The organism is Chamaesiphon sp. VAR_69_metabat_338, assembly GCF_031423935.1.
In the GTDB taxonomy this organism is placed as follows: Bacteria; Cyanobacteriota; Cyanobacteriia; order Cyanobacteriales; family Chamaesiphonaceae; genus Chamaesiphon.
This window is the reverse complement of record NZ_JANPGM010000210.1, coordinates 1-16,701: the sequence shown is the minus strand read 5'-3', so window position 1 is coordinate 16,701 and position 16,701 is coordinate 1. Positions and strand designations below refer to the sequence as shown.

Annotated in this window: 18 protein-coding genes and 1 tRNA gene; 10 read left to right on the top strand and 9 right to left on the bottom strand. The window is 47.4% G+C overall.

All coding sequences use genetic code 11. The annotated features are described in order from the left end of the window. On the top strand, window positions 1-949 hold a 949-nt coding region (locus RMO84_RS06225), incomplete at its 5' end, for a glutamate-5-semialdehyde dehydrogenase (protein ID WP_310487606.1). 349 nt (window positions 950-1,298) lie between these two features. Here the strand turns inward: RMO84_RS06225 and RMO84_RS06220 are convergent. The 5 genes from RMO84_RS06220 to RMO84_RS06200 all read right to left on the bottom strand — a co-directional run bounded on the left by RMO84_RS06220 (window position 1,299) and on the right by RMO84_RS06200 (window position 5,227). Further along, window positions 1,299-1,652 carry a DUF1257 domain-containing protein gene (locus RMO84_RS06220; protein WP_015161237.1) on the bottom strand — a complete coding sequence of 118 codons (354 nt, stop codon included), beginning with the start codon at window positions 1,650-1,652 and terminating at the stop codon, window positions 1,299-1,301. Window positions 1,653-1,825: 173 nt separating this feature from the next. After that, window positions 1,826-3,334, bottom strand: coding sequence for an AAA family ATPase (locus tag RMO84_RS06215; RefSeq protein WP_310487605.1), 1,509 nt, complete (start codon window positions 3,332-3,334; stop codon window positions 1,826-1,828). Window positions 3,335-3,430: 96 nt separating this feature from the next. Next, complete coding sequence (locus RMO84_RS06210; protein ID WP_310487604.1) at window positions 3,431-3,775, bottom strand: hypothetical protein; 345 nt, start codon at window positions 3,773-3,775, stop codon at window positions 3,431-3,433. Between the two features lie 115 nt (window positions 3,776-3,890). Further along, entirely contained in the window at window positions 3,891-4,316 is a 426-nt protein-coding gene (locus RMO84_RS06205) for a VOC family protein (RefSeq protein WP_396135779.1), read from the bottom strand. A 374-nt stretch (window positions 4,317-4,690) separates the two neighbouring features. Continuing rightward, window positions 4,691-5,227: a TIGR02652 family protein gene (locus RMO84_RS06200; RefSeq protein WP_310487603.1), complete on the bottom strand. Its 537-nt coding sequence runs from the start codon at window positions 5,225-5,227 to the stop codon at window positions 4,691-4,693. 771 nt (window positions 5,228-5,998) lie between these two features. Here RMO84_RS06200 and RMO84_RS06195 point away from each other — a divergent pair. Beyond that, window positions 5,999-6,991 carry an Hpt domain-containing protein gene (locus tag RMO84_RS06195; RefSeq protein WP_310487602.1) on the top strand — a complete coding sequence of 331 codons (993 nt, stop codon included), beginning with the start codon at window positions 5,999-6,001 and terminating at the stop codon, window positions 6,989-6,991. Here the strand turns inward: RMO84_RS06195 and hisA are convergent. Continuing rightward, window positions 6,978-7,769: a 1-(5-phosphoribosyl)-5-[(5-phosphoribosylamino)methylideneamino]imidazole-4-carboxamide isomerase gene (hisA, locus tag RMO84_RS06190; RefSeq protein WP_310487601.1), complete on the bottom strand. Its 792-nt coding sequence runs from the start codon at window positions 7,767-7,769 to the stop codon at window positions 6,978-6,980. The genes RMO84_RS06195 and hisA overlap by 14 nt on opposite strands. Window positions 7,770-8,003: 234 nt before the next feature. Here hisA and RMO84_RS06185 point away from each other — a divergent pair, with 234 nt between their 5' ends. From RMO84_RS06185 to RMO84_RS06150, 8 genes are all read left to right on the top strand, one after another. Further along, a complete protein-coding gene (locus RMO84_RS06185) occupies window positions 8,004-8,519 on the top strand; it encodes a hypothetical protein (RefSeq protein ID WP_310487600.1) in 516 nt (171 codons plus the stop codon). A gap of 213 nt (window positions 8,520-8,732) precedes the next feature. Continuing rightward, on the top strand, window positions 8,733-9,620 hold the full coding sequence (locus RMO84_RS06180; protein ID WP_310487599.1) for a hypothetical protein: 888 nt from the start codon (window positions 8,733-8,735) through the stop codon (window positions 9,618-9,620). Between the two features lie 94 nt (window positions 9,621-9,714). Continuing rightward, a tRNA-Cys gene (locus tag RMO84_RS06175) sits at window positions 9,715-9,786 on the top strand. A 155-nt stretch (window positions 9,787-9,941) separates the two neighbouring features. Further along, window positions 9,942-10,784, top strand: coding sequence for an Arm DNA-binding domain-containing protein (locus tag RMO84_RS06170; protein ID WP_310487598.1), 843 nt, complete (start codon window positions 9,942-9,944; stop codon window positions 10,782-10,784). Window positions 10,785-10,860: 76 nt separating this feature from the next. Then, on the top strand, window positions 10,861-11,190 hold the full coding sequence (locus RMO84_RS06165) for a hypothetical protein (protein ID WP_310487597.1): 330 nt from the start codon (window positions 10,861-10,863) through the stop codon (window positions 11,188-11,190). Between the two features lie 44 nt (window positions 11,191-11,234). Further along, window positions 11,235-11,789, top strand: coding sequence for a hypothetical protein (locus RMO84_RS06160; RefSeq protein WP_310487596.1), 555 nt, complete (start codon window positions 11,235-11,237; stop codon window positions 11,787-11,789). Window positions 11,790-11,842: 53 nt separating this feature from the next. After that, window positions 11,843-12,124 (top strand): DUF1778 domain-containing protein, encoded by a 282-nt coding sequence (locus RMO84_RS06155; protein ID WP_310487595.1) that lies wholly within the window; start codon window positions 11,843-11,845, stop codon window positions 12,122-12,124. Beyond that, window positions 12,114-12,626 (top strand): GNAT family N-acetyltransferase, encoded by a 513-nt coding sequence (locus tag RMO84_RS06150; RefSeq protein ID WP_310487594.1) that lies wholly within the window; start codon window positions 12,114-12,116, stop codon window positions 12,624-12,626. The genes RMO84_RS06155 and RMO84_RS06150 overlap by 11 nt, the downstream gene beginning before the upstream one ends. 343 nt (window positions 12,627-12,969) lie before the next feature. On the opposite strand, the gene RMO84_RS06145 is transcribed toward RMO84_RS06150, so the two are convergent. The 3 genes from RMO84_RS06145 to mreC form a co-directional block, all read right to left on the bottom strand. Next, window positions 12,970-14,868 (bottom strand): serine/threonine-protein kinase, encoded by a 1,899-nt coding sequence (locus RMO84_RS06145; protein WP_310487593.1) that lies wholly within the window; start codon window positions 14,866-14,868, stop codon window positions 12,970-12,972. Between the two features lie 159 nt (window positions 14,869-15,027). Continuing rightward, on the bottom strand, window positions 15,028-15,615 hold the full coding sequence (gene mreD / locus RMO84_RS06140; protein ID WP_310487592.1) for a rod shape-determining protein MreD: 588 nt from the start codon (window positions 15,613-15,615) through the stop codon (window positions 15,028-15,030). A gap of 17 nt (window positions 15,616-15,632) precedes the next feature. After that, the gene (mreC, locus tag RMO84_RS06135; protein WP_310487591.1) at window positions 15,633-16,457 is read right to left on the bottom strand and encodes a rod shape-determining protein MreC; all 825 of its coding nucleotides are present in this window, start codon (window positions 16,455-16,457) and stop codon (window positions 15,633-15,635) included. Window positions 16,458-16,701 lie beyond the last annotated feature (244 nt).

The following is a 16,701-nucleotide window of genomic DNA, read 5'->3' as shown; positions in this document are numbered from 1 at the left end:
CGTAATTTTTGAGGCGCGTCCCGATGCCGTAATTCAGATTGCTAGTTTGGCCATTAAATCGGGCAATGGGGTGATTCTCAAAGGTGGCAAAGAAGCGATCGAATCTTGTACGGCATTAGTCAAAGCAATTAAGGCGGGATTGGCCAACTCAGCAGTAGATCCCGATGTGATTCAGCTATTAACTACCCGCGAGGAAACTAACGAACTTTTGAAATTGGATCGCGATGTCGATCTGATTATCCCGCGCGGTTCTAATGAATTTGTCAAATACGTCCAGGACAATACCCGCATTCCCGTATTGGGACATGCCGACGGGATTTGTCATCTATATATCGATCGCGAGGCGGATTTTGACAAAGCGATCGCGATTACGATCGATGCCAAAATTCAATATCCCGCTGCCTGCAACGCGATCGAAACCCTATTGATCGATAGCTCGATCGCTAGTAAATTTTTACCAATAATTATCGAGAAGCTTCAGGAGCAAGGCGTCGAAATTCGCCTCAGCGACCTCGGACACCAAATTTTGGATAACGAACTACACCTGACTGTCGATTTAGCGATCGCGACTGACTGGGCGACAGAATATAGCGATCTAATTATCGCGATCCAAATCGTCCCCGATCTGGAAGGGGCAATTAGCCATATCAATAGCTACGGTTCGCGGCACACGGATAGTATCATCACCGAAAATCCGGCTACTGCTAAATTATTTATCGATCGAGTCGATGCGGCCAATGTCTTCCACAATTGCTCGACCCGTTTTTCCGATGGTTTTCGCTACGGCTTCGGGGCAGAAGTCGGCATCAGTACCCAAAAGATGCCCCCACGCGGGCCAGTCGGTTTAGAAGGATTGGTAACGTACAAATATCAACTCAGTGGCAACGGACATATCGCAGCTACCTATACCGGCGAGAATGCCAAACCATTCACACATCGAGATTTATAATCTCTCACGATCTCGATCGATGAAAACGATTTGACAGGTATAGATCTGTAGGGGCGGGTTTATGCAGTGGTGTCAACTTAACGATGTTGGCAACGAGATTACGTCATTATAGCCACTGTCCCGATCGTCGTTACCACGAGAGAATGCGGCTTTGAGCACCTACAATTTCCTTAAGTTGACACCCATGGGGTTTATGTAGCTAGCTACGGAAAAACAAATTGACTCCGAACAAACCCGCCCTCTCCCCACCAATAACTCCGAACAAACCCGCCCTTACCAGCAAATGATAAAAAGGGGTCGATCTAATTAAAGATCGACCCCTTTCATTTGGGAATCAATACAGCAGTTACTATTGAAGAACCAAAGTAACATTGGCGTTTTGTAGACCACCACGTTGTTGAACTTCAGATAGAGTTTTGTTGACTGCGTACTTTTGGTTGATCGAGTTGATCAACTCAGTTTGGTTGTGCTTTTTGGCGACGCCCCAGAGATCGGCAATAAGGTCGAAAGAACCATCAGCATTGCGAGACCAACCGAGATCGTACTCACCTTCTAAGATGGCGACGATATCAGCCCGAACGCGTTGACCTTGGTAGCCGCGCAGATCGGTTTCAGTCTTGACGTTGATACCGAGATCGCGCAAAGAAGTTTTGAGGATTTCAGCGTCAGTGATTTTGGTACGGAGAGTGCTAAAGTGAGACATATCGGTTTCCTCCAATAAAAGTGAGTTAGGCGAAACGACAACTTGAACTGTTACGGCAATCGATCGATTGTGTCATTCGATCGAAATCTGGTCTCCTTGCTAGTTTCGATAGGTTTAGTATTCCCCAATCGAATTAACTAGCACCTTAACTCCGAATAAATCGGAGCAAGCTTTTAAAACTCCAGTCGGTGATATTCAGCGACTGAGGCAGCGGCGGGACGCGCTCGCTGTCTTGCCCAATCTCGCAAAGCAGTTACCTGCTCTGTCATTGTCCGCGAGAGGGGCAGAGTAGCCTTAATGGCGGCGATAATATCGAGTTGCGTAAACTCTCGGTTCTGCGCAAAGGCATCGTACATCGCGGCGATTAAAGCTTGTTCTATTTCAGCACCCGAGAATCCATCGGCAACTTTAGCTAGTTGCGACAGGTCGAAGCGTTCTAAATCTCGCTTGCGCTTACTTAAGTGAATACTAAATACGGCTTCCCGTTCGGATTGCGTTGGCAGATCGACGAAGAAGATTTCATCGAAGCGACCTTTGCGGAGGAATTCACCTGGCAGTCGTTCGACGCGGTTGGCAGTAGCCATTACGAAGATCGGCGAGGTTTTTTCCTGCATCCAAGTGAGGAATGAGCCAAAGATTCGGCTGGATGTACCACCATCGGAGTCACCCGATCCGGCTGTACCGGCGAATGCTTTATCGAGTTCGTCGATAAATAGAATTGCTGGCGAAATTGATTCGGCAGTTTTGAGAGCACCACGGAGATTTGCTTCCGATCGACCGACCATCGAGCCGTCATAGACGCGACCCATGTCCAGTCTGAGCAAGGGCAATCCCCACAGTCGAGACGTGGTTTTGGCAATCAGGGATTTACCGCAACCAGGTACGCCGAGAATCAGCATCCCTTTAGGTTGGGGCAGACCATACGTGCGCGCTCGTTCGGTGAAGGCACCGGAACGCTGTACCAGCCAGCCTTTGAGTTCTTCTAGTCCACCGACAGAATCGATTGTTTCGTCTTCTTCGATGAATTCGAGAATCCCATTGCGACGGATCAGTTGCTTCTTCTCCGACAAGATTACGTCTACTTCGGCTTCGGTAATTTTGCCGCGCTTGACGTAGGCTTTGCGGTAGACTTTCTCGGCTTCATCCTTGGTGAGTCCAAGTGAAGCTTTGAGGAGTTTTTCGCGACCCTCGTTGGAGATCCGATTTTGGCGCGTGCTATCTAGTTGGTGAGACAACACTCGATCGAGTGAGGCCAGATCTGGCAGTGCAAAGTCAATTACGACTACTTCCTTTTCTAGCTCGATCGGTACCTGCTGGACGGGGGACATCAGAATAATTGTTTTCTGCGTACCTTGGAAGCTGGCGATCGCATCGCGCAGCCACCGCGTCACTGCTGCCGAATCTTTAAAAGGGTGTAAATCCTTGAAGATAAAAATTGCTGGCTCTTTGTGCCGAGTCGTCCACTCGATCGCGGCTTCCGGCGAAATCGTGTTGTGCTGGGTCGTACGGGCTTGTCCGTGCTCCACCATCCCATGAGTCAACGTCCAGACGTATAACTTGCGAGGTTGCTGCTTCATCTGAGCGATTTTAGCAACTTCCTTTTCGGCCCGATCCTCCTCGGCGGTGACGAGATAGATAAGGGGATATTGAGCTTGAATTAGAATATTTAGCTCTTCTTGCATGAATATCTATCCTCGAAAGATGGTGACTACCCTAACATCTAGTTACTGGAAATTAGTATCGAGAAGTTTTACCTGACGACTCAGTCCGCACGTCCGTTATCCAACGACGGCTAGATCTTGCTGCGTTTGAGAGTGACGAGAGACACCTACTTTGTCCGTCTGGATCGATTGCTCATCGCTTAACAATCCTGGCTGTTGGCCGAGAGCAACCATTTCCCCGTCCCTAATCACGACCGGATGCTCGCATTCAGGACAATTGTAGATTTGGTGCGTCGAACCGTGTAGTTCTACCCCGTCAACCGCTTCGGAGTGATTGAGATAAAATTCCACAGCCTTTTCGACGATGTTGGACATTGAATCAGCAGCTACTGCCGATCGAATCTTCAACTGACGATGTAGTTGTTGCGGCAGGTACAAAGTGACCTTTTGCTTGTCTTCCATACGATTCTCAACTGCTTTACCCGGGTATACAACTACTTTAATCGGTTAACTTTTGACTGTCAAGCTGGTAAAACGTTTTAGCGTCACATCTTAACATTTGTTCATAATCGGGATGTTAAGTCGATCGAAGGCAATGGATGAACTCCAAGGGCAAACGGTCGGGATCGGCGATGAAAGCCACTTCATAGACCTTATCTCCGATACTTTGTTGAGCTGGCGCAAGTAAAATTGTTGGTGCGGGGAGATTAGCCGATTGTAAAGATATGGTAAATTCCGCCAGCCAAGTCGTCAAATTTGCAGTCGCATCAGTTAAGTCGAAAGAGAGATGATAATAACCGACATAATGTTCGTCGCCAAAAGCATCTGGAGCTGGTTTTGGTTCGGGAATTTGGATCAGTTCGATCCGACCGCCGAGTCCCGTCATCCAGCAAGCCAGAGTATAGCCAGTCGTAAATCGATCGCTAATTTCAAAGCCCAAACATTCGTAAAAAGCGATCGATCGATGAATGTCAGCGGTGCGGATCGAGATGTGGTGCAACATCAGTTGGGAGTTGGGAGTTGGGAGTTGAGAGTTGGGAGTTGCGTCTCTCGCCCGCCTTTGTTCCCCGACGGTTTGCGGATGCGCTCGTCACGGAGGTTTCCTCCAGGTTTAGCGCACCAAGCAGCGGCGCATCGAACGGGAGGGAACCTCCCGTTTGTGTGCGACAAGACAGCGACTTAGATTCTCCACGGGAGAGGCTACGCCAACGCGCGGAGGTTCCCGACCCATGGCTTTCAGTCAAGACAGAGAGACAAGACAGGGAATTGGGAGTTAAAAGACTAAAATGCCTACTTTATGAATTGCGTTTTAGTCTTTAATTGGCATTGGATAGAGTCGAATTATTGATCCGAACTCCCAACTCCTAACTCCCAACTCTAAGGAGACATCCGAAAATAAGGATACTGAATCGGAATTCCCGGCTCTTTTTCGAGATCGAAATTAATGACTTTCCAACAGGGGGATGTGGTGGGTTCGGGACTAAATTCTACAGGCAGCCCAAACAGCCGTGGCATTGTCGTGGCTGCATCGGTCGCGCCGAGCCATTGGTGATTGCGGTGCTCCTTGCTGGCAGTTTCACCCACGAGATAGCTGCCGATCAAGTCTCGATAGCGTTCGGCCACGATCACCTTGGTAGCGCGATAGCCTTGAGTGTAGAGCTTGTCCAAAGCATCGTGAATCTCGAACCGAATCCCGTCAGGATGAGTGTGTTGGCGATACCATTCACCCTCCCACAGACACCAATGGCGACTGGACTGGAGATGTACCAGCTCGCCCGTGTGCGGATCGGCTTCAAAAGCCCCATGTCGAGAGCATAGATATGTATCGGTGAGTGTCAAGGCGGAGATGGTTTGCCGACAATGGGGACACTGAATCTCTGGACCGAAAATGGGGTACTGAAGAGCAAAGTTCATGTCAAAAGCGCATCGGGTGAGATGCCCATGCGGGATGAGGAAAGAAGAGTAACGGGCTTTGGATCTCTTTAATTGCATTATACTTTATGCTTCCTCGTTGGCGCAGTCTCGATCGAGGAGATCGGACGTTCTCAGACGATTCAGATGTCGGGACAATAACGATCCGATCGTTTTTGACTATTTGTGGGAATGCTAATTTTAGATTCAGTATATCTATTAACACAGAATCGGCTGTGCCGAGCGGCAATGTGTCGTTAGCACGAGTAGTACTGTCTAGTAGCAACTGTCTCGCTCCGACAACGGGGCAGCCGATCCTCATATCTTAAGGATTCAAAATATGATTTGAGTGAATGTTCGCCAACAAAGGTGATATTAACGATCTTCAGCCTCAACTCAGGAATTAAAACTGCTAATAATTAGTAAATTCTCTGATTGATATATCGATCGATTAATTTGGGTAAAATAGAATAGAGCCGATTACTACTATTTGAATAGTAATCGCTCGTTATTTGTGATTTTATCCAGATCGTTATCTATTAAAACTATGATGCGTGCTCCAAACTGCGTCAGCGTTTGACAGCTTGCATTTATCTTTGAGAGGTACTGCTTCATCGCACAGCAGATCGATGGCAATGGTATGCTATTACCTAGCAGCTTTGTCGATCGGATTTAACTGCATTAAGTCTGGTTATGATTCAACCGATCGTCAAATGGTCGATCTTAACTCGGACTTGGATTGAGATATAAAAATATCTGTTTAGGAACAGGAAAATGGACGACAACAAGCAGCAAATTATTCACTACTTCATTGAAGAAGCACAAGAACATCTAGAGACAGTAGAGCAAGGATTACTAGACCTAGCAGAAGTGATTTCAGACGCAGAACGTGTCAATGAAATGTTTCGCGCCGCCCACTCGATTAAAGGCGGAGCTGCGATGCTAGGGTTTGAAGGCATTCAAGCCACCGCTCACAAGTTAGAAGACTGCTTTAAGATCTTACGGGATCATCCCGTCCACATCGACCAAAAATTAGAAACGCTATTTCTTAAGGGTTACGATGCGCTCAAAGCATTAGTAGAAGAACTGGCCACTTCGCCAACAATGAGTTTGCGTCCCGAATTTGTGGATGAGATCTTGTCTGGCTCGGCGGCCAATTTTGTGGCGTTGCAAGAGTATCTCGAAGAAATGCTCAATTCCAACACTCACGATACAATTACCCGCGAAGCTCCAGTTGTCGCTGCTGCTACCGTTGGTGGTGGTACGGCTGTGATGGCACCGCCGATCGATATTGTCGCTACCGTTACGACTGCGCTCCAACAAATGTTGGTATTGTTCAAACAAGGCGATAGTCCCACCAGTCGCCAACAATTAGGCGGCATCGCCGAATCATTGGCTAAGGTAGACGCAAATGCCCCGAACTGGCAAGCTTTGGTTAGAGCTACCACTCAAGCGATCGCCAATCCGCATAATACTTACAATGCTGTCGCGCCGCTAGTCATCCGCGAATTAAAGCAGGCTGGAGACTTACTTGCGGCTACTCGCGATCGCGATATTACCATTTCGGTACCGCTCCAGCAGGCGACTACTACTGCGGCTCCCGTCGCACCTGTCGCACCTGTCGCGCCAACCGCCGCAGCTCAAATTACCATTCCAGTCGATGTTCGCGGTGCCGCTCAAGGGATCTTACAAAACTTCAGTCGCCAACAAGTGACAGAATTAGTCGTATTACTCCACCGCGTCATCTCCAACTCTAAGCAAAATTAGTTGCACCCAAATCTGGGGGCACATCTTGCCAGCGGCCATCACCCACGGCGCGAATTGCTTCGGCGAGTTTAACTTCGCCAGTGTACAGCGCGCGACCGACAATCGCACCCGTGACGCCGAGCGTGCCCAACGAGAGCAGACTGAGTAAGTCCTGTAAAGAACTTACCCCCCCAGATGCAATTACGGGGATCTCGATCCCACTCGCTAATTCTCGTAGTGCCGCGATGTTTGGCCCTGCCAGCGTACCATCGCGGTGGATATCGGTATAAATAATCGCTGCCGCGCCCATTTGCGCCATTTGTTTGGCCAAATCGGTGGCGGATACTGTCGAAGTCTCCACCCAGCCTTTGGTGGCAACTTTGCCATCGCGAGCGTCGATCCCGACGACGATTTGGTGTGGATATTTCTGGCACAAATCCTGAACCAGTTGCGGCTGTTCGACAGCTACCGTACCCAAAATTACTCGATCGATTCCCAAATTTAACAACTGACGAACGCTCGCTTCCGTTCGCAGTCCGCCACCAACCTGAATCTGCATCGGTTGAGTGGCCGTTGCTTTGACCATTTCGACAATACTGGCGATCGCCTCTAAATTAACTGGCTGCCCTGCTTTGGCACCATCTAAATCTACTAAATGTAATTTAGTCGCGCCTTGTTCTAGCCACGAGCGCGCCATTTCTGCCGGACGATCGTTAAATACCTGCGACTGCGCGTAATCGCCCTGATACAATCGCACGCACTTGCCATCTAAGAGATCGATCGCTGGAAAAATGTCCATAGTTTTAAGAATAGTAAACAAGCTAGCTCGATCGAATTATACGAATAAAGGAGGATCTCTGTCCCCTACCAACCGATCTATTCAAGCTGGCTCTAAGCAAAATCGATTAAACTCTCAGTAACTAATACCCCAATTACTACCTGTTCCTACCGCATTCAAGATCGGTTTTCCTGCCACAAACTTCTCACCCATAGGTAACAATAAGAATATTCAACCCTATGAATTGGAGCATGTATGATTGTTTCTAATTGGCGCAAGGCATTAATGCCGATCGTATTATCAGTGGTTTTACTCGTCACAGGATGTTCGAGTAAAGAACCATCCAAGTATGCCCAAACTCAAAAAGATACAACCGGCCGAAATGCCCCCGCAGCAATTGCCAAGAATGCTGAAGCGGGTAGTCAGTTCAATCAATTTTTCCCGCAAGGTGCTAATGGCTACGCGCGCGTCTTCTCTCAAGAGAAGAAGGGCTTTGCTGAAGCCAAACTGAACAAAGGTGGCAAAAACGTTGCAGTATTGTCGATTAGCGATACTAGCAGTCTCCCTGCTGCAGCCAAAAAATATGAAAAGAGTATTAGCAAACTCAATAACTATCCACTGGTAGACGAACCAGCACTCAAGAGCACTGGTGTCTTAGTTAATAATCGGTTCCAAGTCAAAGTAGCTTCTCGCGATCCGTCTTTTACGGCAGAAGATCGTCAGATGTGGTTGCAAAAGTTTAACTTGGGTGGACTATCTACTCTCAAGTAGTTTAGAAATCTTAAGTGGAGCATTTTTGCTAGTTGCGATTGTTAAATCTGAGGTCGATTCAGCTCGAATAGGTACCCGATCGATATCTTCACTCAAATCGAATTGCGTTGTCACCGCCAAAGCTGAAGTTGCTTGGATGAGGATAGCGCATTCCTACCACTAATTTTGGGCGGATGCGATCTCAATTGTCATTAATTTATTTAGGAGTCATCTGTGAGTAAAGCAATTTTTGAATTAGTAGACGAGTTGCCAACTGGTGGCTTGACTGTCATGTCCTTAAATGCCCTAGATTTCGCAATTCCGGGTCAATGGCAAAACATTGTCGGCTTCGACAATACGATTAAAGTCGTCACCGGTACCGACGACCCTGACTATATCCAAGCGATCGGCGAACGCGCAGTTGCTCTCTATAATGACAAAGGCGAAGGCTATCAAACAGCGATGTGGCTCTACAATACTGTAGATTCAGGTTCGCGATTGCTCGGTGCTGGCGCAATGGCTAATAAAGTCGGCGAGAGCTTCTCGATGCTAGGCTTTTTGGGCAATATTACTCCCAAGGCAGAAACCGCCCAGACGATCGATCTTAGTGTCAAACTAGTCGCCGAAATCGTCGCCTTCTGTCAGATCAATGGCCTCCCTGGCGATAGCGTCGGTGACTTCCTGGCAGCTCTGGGTGATTATGGCGGCGAATCGCTGATGCGGATGGCAGCAATAGTTTGTTTCGATGGCTTAATTCCCTTGGGGCCAGATTTCATCGGCATGGTGATGGATAAAATGGGCGGCATGGCTCCCCACGATCTAGAAAACAATCAAACCTTTAAAGGCATCAAAGACCAAATCCCTGGCGGCGATACTGGCGGACAATTGGGCTTTATCACCGAAAGCTTTGGCAACGTCAGCGGCTGGATGAGTGATTTCGTCAGCTCGCGCGGCTTAACTCCACAAAGTGTGGTGGGTAATCTCCGCAACTTTGTTGAAATCAGCGATGATAAACTCGATTATCTCGGTGCATTCCTCGATGTGAGTACCAATTACTATACTCATACTGGTACCCAAACCTTAGCCAGACGCTTGATCGAACGGGCTGCTGCGGAAATGTAATTCCGATGGCGATCGTGCGGGTAACTCTCGATAGTTGCCCGCGATCGGCTATTTGCATTCCCACCGGAATTTGGTATACTATCAATCTGTGTGTGGCAGCATAGCCAAGTGGTAAGGCAGAGGTCTGCAAAACCTCCATCCCCCAGTTCAAATCTGGGTGCTGCCTCTAGTCGAAACCTCGCGTACAGCGGGGTTTTCGTGTTTCTACCTATATTTAGAACTTTGCCCGATTGGGGTAAGGTTCTTTTTTATTCCGGTACATTGGGGTATGTTCGGGTTAAACGTTGGTGTAAAATCTAGAGCGTCTAGTGTTTTTGCACTATGAATAAGACACCAGCCAGACAGCCCAAGGTTAAGGTATCCAACGGCAGACTTCAGATCGTCTTCACCTACCAGGGCGACCGCAAATATTTATCACTGGGTACGTCGAATTCTAGACGGAATCGCCAAGATGCTGAGACAGTGAGACTGTGGATCGAATCCGATATCACTGCATCTAGATTCGATTCCAGTCGATTCGATCCCAGCCTTGCCAAGTACAAGCGGCGATCTCCCGGTGAGCCAGAGCAGCTACCAACAGAAGACATCACACTGTTGGAATTGTGGGAAAGATTCACCGACTATAAACGCCCTCAACTATTCCAGACGACGATCGCCAAAGATTTCGAGCGGGTGCGGTTGAATCTAAAGAAGTTGCCATTCGATCGAATCGATGAAGCTGTATCAATCCGAGATTACCTCGTTAACAACACATCACCCAACACCACCAAGCGGGTTTTATCTAGGCTGTCAGCGGCTTGTGTTTGGGGGATGGTATCGAAATTAGTGGCTGATAATCCGTTTACTGGAATGTCAGCCGATATCATGCTGGAAAAAAATGATGATGAGCATGACATCAAGGCAGTCACCACCGACGAGCGCGATCGAATCATTCAGCAGTTTATCGATCGGGGTAGCCATTACGCGCTGTTGGTGGAGTTTCTATTTAGAACTGGGTGCCGTCCGTCAGAAGCGATCGCGCTCCAAGTTAAATATATCGGGAAGGACTATCGATCGATCGCATTTTCCCAAGCAATCACCCCTGTGGACTTTACCACTGTAGACATACTTACATTACCTTCTGCATTCGATTGGGTATGGAGGCGGCGGATGTGGCTAAGTTAGTCGGGAATAGTGCTGAGGTTATCTATCAACATTACATGGGTGTCGATCGTAATTTAGTTGCATCAGGATTTTAATTATGACTGAAAGAATCAAAATTGAAAGAATCGAAATCTACGGTATACAAATACCATCTAATGAAACGCTAAACGCAATATTGAGTGAGCTAGAAACGCCAGAAAAGCGGGGGGATTTTATTGACAACAGTAATCAAATTATTGAACACATGAGAAAGTTCTTTAATCCTAATATCCTCGACAACAGTCGATCTGCACGCACGGGCTTACTTCCAATGGAAAACTGTCGTTCTCAATGTAAATTACTTGGTGTTGATTTTCATGCTGTGTGGCACTGCAAAGCGGTTATTGACTGGTTTAGAATCTTGAAATTCGCAATCAACCAGACTTAACAAAGGCTGTTACTAAACATGCAAACAGTTTTAAAAATACAGGTATGTATGTTGATGTTGGTTTGGATTTTCCAGACTTCAATAGATTTCGACAATTTGAACTAGCTTACAACGCATGGAGAAGCTGGCGTGTTGATGCCTATCTAATTTCAGAAAACAATCAGCAAATGAAAAGTCTATTGATACAGTGCGGCGAGATTAATAAAAAGTGGATTAAGAGTATAGAACCTGATGCTGGATTTTGTCGTATTTGCCGATTCTGTTTGTCTGTTTTCAACGTCAAGACAAGTAAAGATAAATGGAAAAGCTGCGGTTCTCCAAAATGCGTGAAAGCTTATTCAGCAGCCACCACAAGAAAAAGTAGTAATCAACCACACGCTCTTAATAAAAAATCAAAAAAACCTGCTAGTCAGTGGGTGAAAGTCGATAACACTCATCGGTGTTGCGCTGGCACATGCGGGAAAAGGAGGCTTGTTGATGTTGAACAAATTTGCAAGAAATTTGCAAGAAGTGTCGCGATGAACCTGCACACTGATAACACTTTCAGGGTTTGGGGAAATCTGTCAGGTCGATCGTTCGTGCGAGTTGTGACTCGTTGACAATTCGGCTATTAGCCGAATACAATTATTGTTAATACTTTAAATTTAAACAGATGGCAACAGAGCAGGTCGCCCGAATAGAGGCAAGAATAGCACCAGAGTTGAAAGCTAAATTTCAGAGGGCTGCTGATATTGAGAACATTACGCTGTGTGAGTTTTTGGTAAAGAGCGCAAGGGAAGCGGCAGATAATACGATTGCTAACCACAAAGTACTCAAGCTCAGTGCAGAGGGTAGCAGAGCTTTTGCTGAGGCTATTCTGAACCCAAAAGAACCAACCCAGAAACTTAAAGATGCGATGAAACGACACCAACAGGTAATCGGTGATGTCTCTTAGTATCGAATTACTAGATAGCAAGAAGCACAATCGATCGACATTCCACTGCGGTGTAGATAGTTTGGATGATTACATCAAGACTAGGGCATCGCAGGAACTCAAGAAGCTGGTATCTACACCTTATGTCCTAACTGACTCACCAGAACGCCAAGTATTAGGGTACTATTGCCTATCTTCTTATTCGATCGCTTCAACCGAACTCGATGAATCCACTGCTAAGAAGTTACCCAGATATCCGCTACTACCCGCGATTATGCTTGGTCGGTTGGCTGTTGATTCAGGGCATCAGGGGAAGGGTTATGGTGATTTGTTGGTAGCGGATGCCCTAAAGCGATCGTTAGAACTATGGAAGCAACTGGCAAGTTTCGCGGTGGTGGTTGATGCTATTGACCAAGGTGCAGCAAGATTTTATCAGCGTCACGGATTCATTGAATTTCCAGACGATCCGTTGAAGTTTTATCTTCCTGTAGCAACGATTGAGAAATCGATTCGATCGAAATAGCCCTCCATCCCCCAGTTCAAATCTGGGTGCTGCCTCTACATCAAAAACCTCCAGTCTAACTGGGGGTTTTTAATTATCTTTTCGCGGTTCGTAATGCTACACGATCGAATCTATTAGAGGCATCCAGATGGATTTATTAAACACATTATTTATTAGTGTCGCAGGTGTAGCTAGTGGGTAAAGAAACCCAACTTTTCCAAAAAAGTCGGGTTTCTGGCGATAATGGTCTATTACCTCTCGGCGCGGCTACGCCAAAGAATCTAAGCTGCCACGATTTCAAATCGAACCTTAATTTCAGCATCAGTTAACATCGTCATAACTGGTTCAACTTGAAACTACACTCTTAATTTAAGTTAGGTCGCCAGACTTTCATCGTCCGATCCCAGCTTGCGGTAATCAAGGCTTGCCCATTCGGTTGAAAGACGATCGATCTGACAGCACTATCATGAGCCTGGATAGTTGAGATCGGTTGCTGCGTGGCGACATCCCAGAGGTTCATCGTGCCATCCATCGAGCCAGAAGCGATCGTTTTACCATCGGGACTAATAGCGACTGCTAGCACCGCCTCCTGATGCCCCAGGAGCGTATCGTGAGTAGATGTACCCAATTGTCGGACTCGAACGGTGCGATCGCTACTACCAGTGACGATCGTCCGCCCATCGCGACCGATCGCCAATGCATGAATCGTCTGTTCGTGAGCATCAATGGTTTTGAGTAATTGTTTGCGCTCCAAATCCCAGAAGCGGATCGTGCGATCGATGCCAGCACTAACCAATATTTTGCCATTGGGCATAAATTGCATCGCCATCACCGACTCTTGATGGCCGTCGAGTGTGTAGATGACTTTGCCCGTTGCCGTATTCCACAAGCGAATGCGCCGATCTGCACTACCACTCGCCAAGATCGTCCCGTCGGGACTAAATTGCACGCTATAAACAAAGCCCTGATGACTATCCAAGCTACTACCATCGGCGCGCAATTCTTGGAGTGAATTAATAATTGATTCTTTGCGGCGGAGTTGGACGCGCCGGTTTTTATCACCGCTAGCAATCTGGCTGCGATTGGGGCTAGCCGCGACTGCATAAATCGCATTATTATTTGAGTAAGTGGCGATCGGTTGTTGGGGCATGGTAAGGTTCCAAACTGCCACTGTACCGCCATCATCACCACTAATTAAGTATTCACCATTATCGAAGATCGCGATCGCATTAATTGGTTTGCGATGCCATGCAAATGTATACTGGCATTCCCACTTAACAGGGCTATTACTTGTTATTGGTGACGACTTAATTAAAGTAGGAGTTGGAGTTTCGATCGACGATCGAATTGGCTCTGGAACGTCAAGAGGTTGACTGGGTGTCTGTACGGAATGCCCGGTTAAAGCATCGATAGCGGCCTGAGCACTGGGATAACGATCGATCGGTCGCGATTGGATGAGTGTATCTAGAATTGTTGCTAATTTTGGCTCGATCGGCTCGGTTAAATGCGATCGCCAGTTCCACTGATTTTGCAAATCGTCGAATAAACTAAATGGTGAAATACCAGTTAGTAAGTTAATGCAAGTTATGCCCAAACTATAAAGATCGCTGGCAGGATACGCGCTACCCCAACCTTGCTCTGGTGCCATAAATTCCGGCGTACCGATTGTCGTCCCTTGCTGTTGTGGTTTTGTCGTCGCAATTTTAGCCGCACCGAAATCAACGAGATATAATTGGCGATTGTCAGCTTGCCGAATGATATTTTCCGGCTTGATATCGCGGTGAATAAATCCTAACTGATGGATATATTCTAGAGTAGGTAAGATTTTTGACAGTAATTCTTCAACTTGTGCAACTGAAAATTTACCATGCGTTTCAAGTTCGGCTTTGAGATTTTGACCGTCGATAAATTCTTGAACTAAATATTGACGGCCATCTGCCGTAATAAAATAGGCCAATAATTTGGGAATATTATGATAATTTAATTGTTCTAATGCGCTAGCTTCTTGAGTAAATAATACCGCCGCTTTATTCTCGGCAGCAGTGCCTGCCACCTGCGGAAAAAACTGCTTAATGACACAAAAAGGTTTTGAGGGTTTGTCCTCGTCGATCGCTTTAAATGTGCGCCCAAAGCCGCCTTGACCGATCGGTTGTACGGCCAAGTAGCGATCGCGCAATCTCAATGTCTGACCACAATTTCGGCAAAAGTTACTCTGTGGCGGGTTTTCCGGTCGCTCGCAACTAGGATTGAGACAGTAACTCATGAAACTTCCCGCATCCTTCCCCGATCGAGCAATTGAGATTTAATCGTTATTAATTAATTATGACTGGTGACGCACCTCATTTGCATTCAGACGGTGCAGATCGCAATTTATTTCCAGTCACCCCGTCTCCCAATCGCCCCCCGATTTCTAAAACATTGCTTAATTCAATGGCTGCAACCATTTTTGCCACCAGAGCTGCAATGGATAATAGAGGATCGGCATCCACAGACCACTCAAGAGCGCGGCGATCGGAATCACCGTGAATCGATCTGCCCAGAGATAGTTCAAGCTGTCAAGGCTAGCTGCTGGCGATTGCTCGATCGCTGTTTGGATCAGATATTGGACTCCCGTAACCGCTTCACTGACCAGAGTCAGCAAGCAAGCTCCAGCACTCACTGATAAAATTGTATCATCTAGATAGCGACGCTTTTGGAGCAGATATGTCAGGACACCGACGATCGTTAGACTCAGCACATGGGTAGGTACGGTACCTAAAGTCGCGGCGATCGGAAAAGTCATGGCATCTTGAATCAAGCCCAGCACGACACCTGCGCCAGCCGCGTGCCAGATCGATCGATGCATACTCCAGGCGATCGTCCACATCACCAGCCAGCTTGGCCCGATGCCCAAAATTTCCATTCCCGGCCAGCGGGTAGGTAAGAGCAGCAGACATAAGCCAACAGAGCCAGTGACGATCGCCGCATTCAGTCCATTCCGCACTAGCGGCGGTAATTTAGCAATATTCATGACGATCGATCTTAATTTTAGGGTAACTTTGCAGGGGGATTGGTCGGGTTAGGGGCTGGCGAAGCTGTTGCTGCTGGTTTAACTGGGTTCTCGACTACGGCTTTGGGATCGTGCGGATGCACTGTCACCCATTCGAGAGCATTGAATGGAGCGGTAAATTCGACGATCGCTTCTGGAGCTGGAGATTTATTGAGATTAGTCTCCACGATTCTACCCACAGACAACCCAGTGGGAAATAATTGACTGACTGCCGATGTGGAGACGACATCGCCTTTTTTAACCGATGGTCGCTTGTCAAAGAACTGCAAGACTGCTCGATCGGTACGAGTGCCTTGGAGGATGCCCAGATTTCGCGTCCGACTGATGAGGACGCCCATCCGATTACTAGGATCGCTCACCAACAGGACGCGACTGGTATGTGGGGAGACAGCGATTACTCGCCCGACTACGCCGCCAGTACCGACGACAATATAGTCGATCGCAATCCCGTCCGCACTACCACGTCCGATCGTCAGTTGCTGCCACCAATTATCCGCACTGCGCATGACGATTGGTGCCAAAATCCCTTTATTCGGCACGGACGCACTATAACTAGTTAATTGCTTGAGTTGCTGATTTTGCTGTTGTAATTCTTGGATTTCGTTTTGAAGCTGTTCGACTCTGGCAGTCTTGAGGTAGTCTAGCTGTCTGGGCGATGACTGAAATGGCTGCAACAGCGCATTATAGACTTCAAATACCAGTGCATTTTGAGATTGCAGTAATAGATACGTAGCACCGATCGCCGTTCCAAATCCGGCTAATTTCAGGGCATTTTTGTCCCACCAGCGGCGCAGAGTAAACATAGTTCGTTGCTTGTTGTTGGTTACTTAATTGGGGATTATTAATTACCTCCGGTACGCGACGCAGACGGAGAAGCAGTCAAGGTGTAAGAGGATGTCTGAAAACTCAATTTTGTTAAGCTCAAACCTTAGAAGATCCCCCTGCTTGGTGCGCTGTCTTGACCCAAACGCACGCTGTAGGCGTTGGCGTTGGCGTAAGCCTGCCGTAGGCACAGCCTCTCCGGAGGAGATACGAAGTGAGACGTGT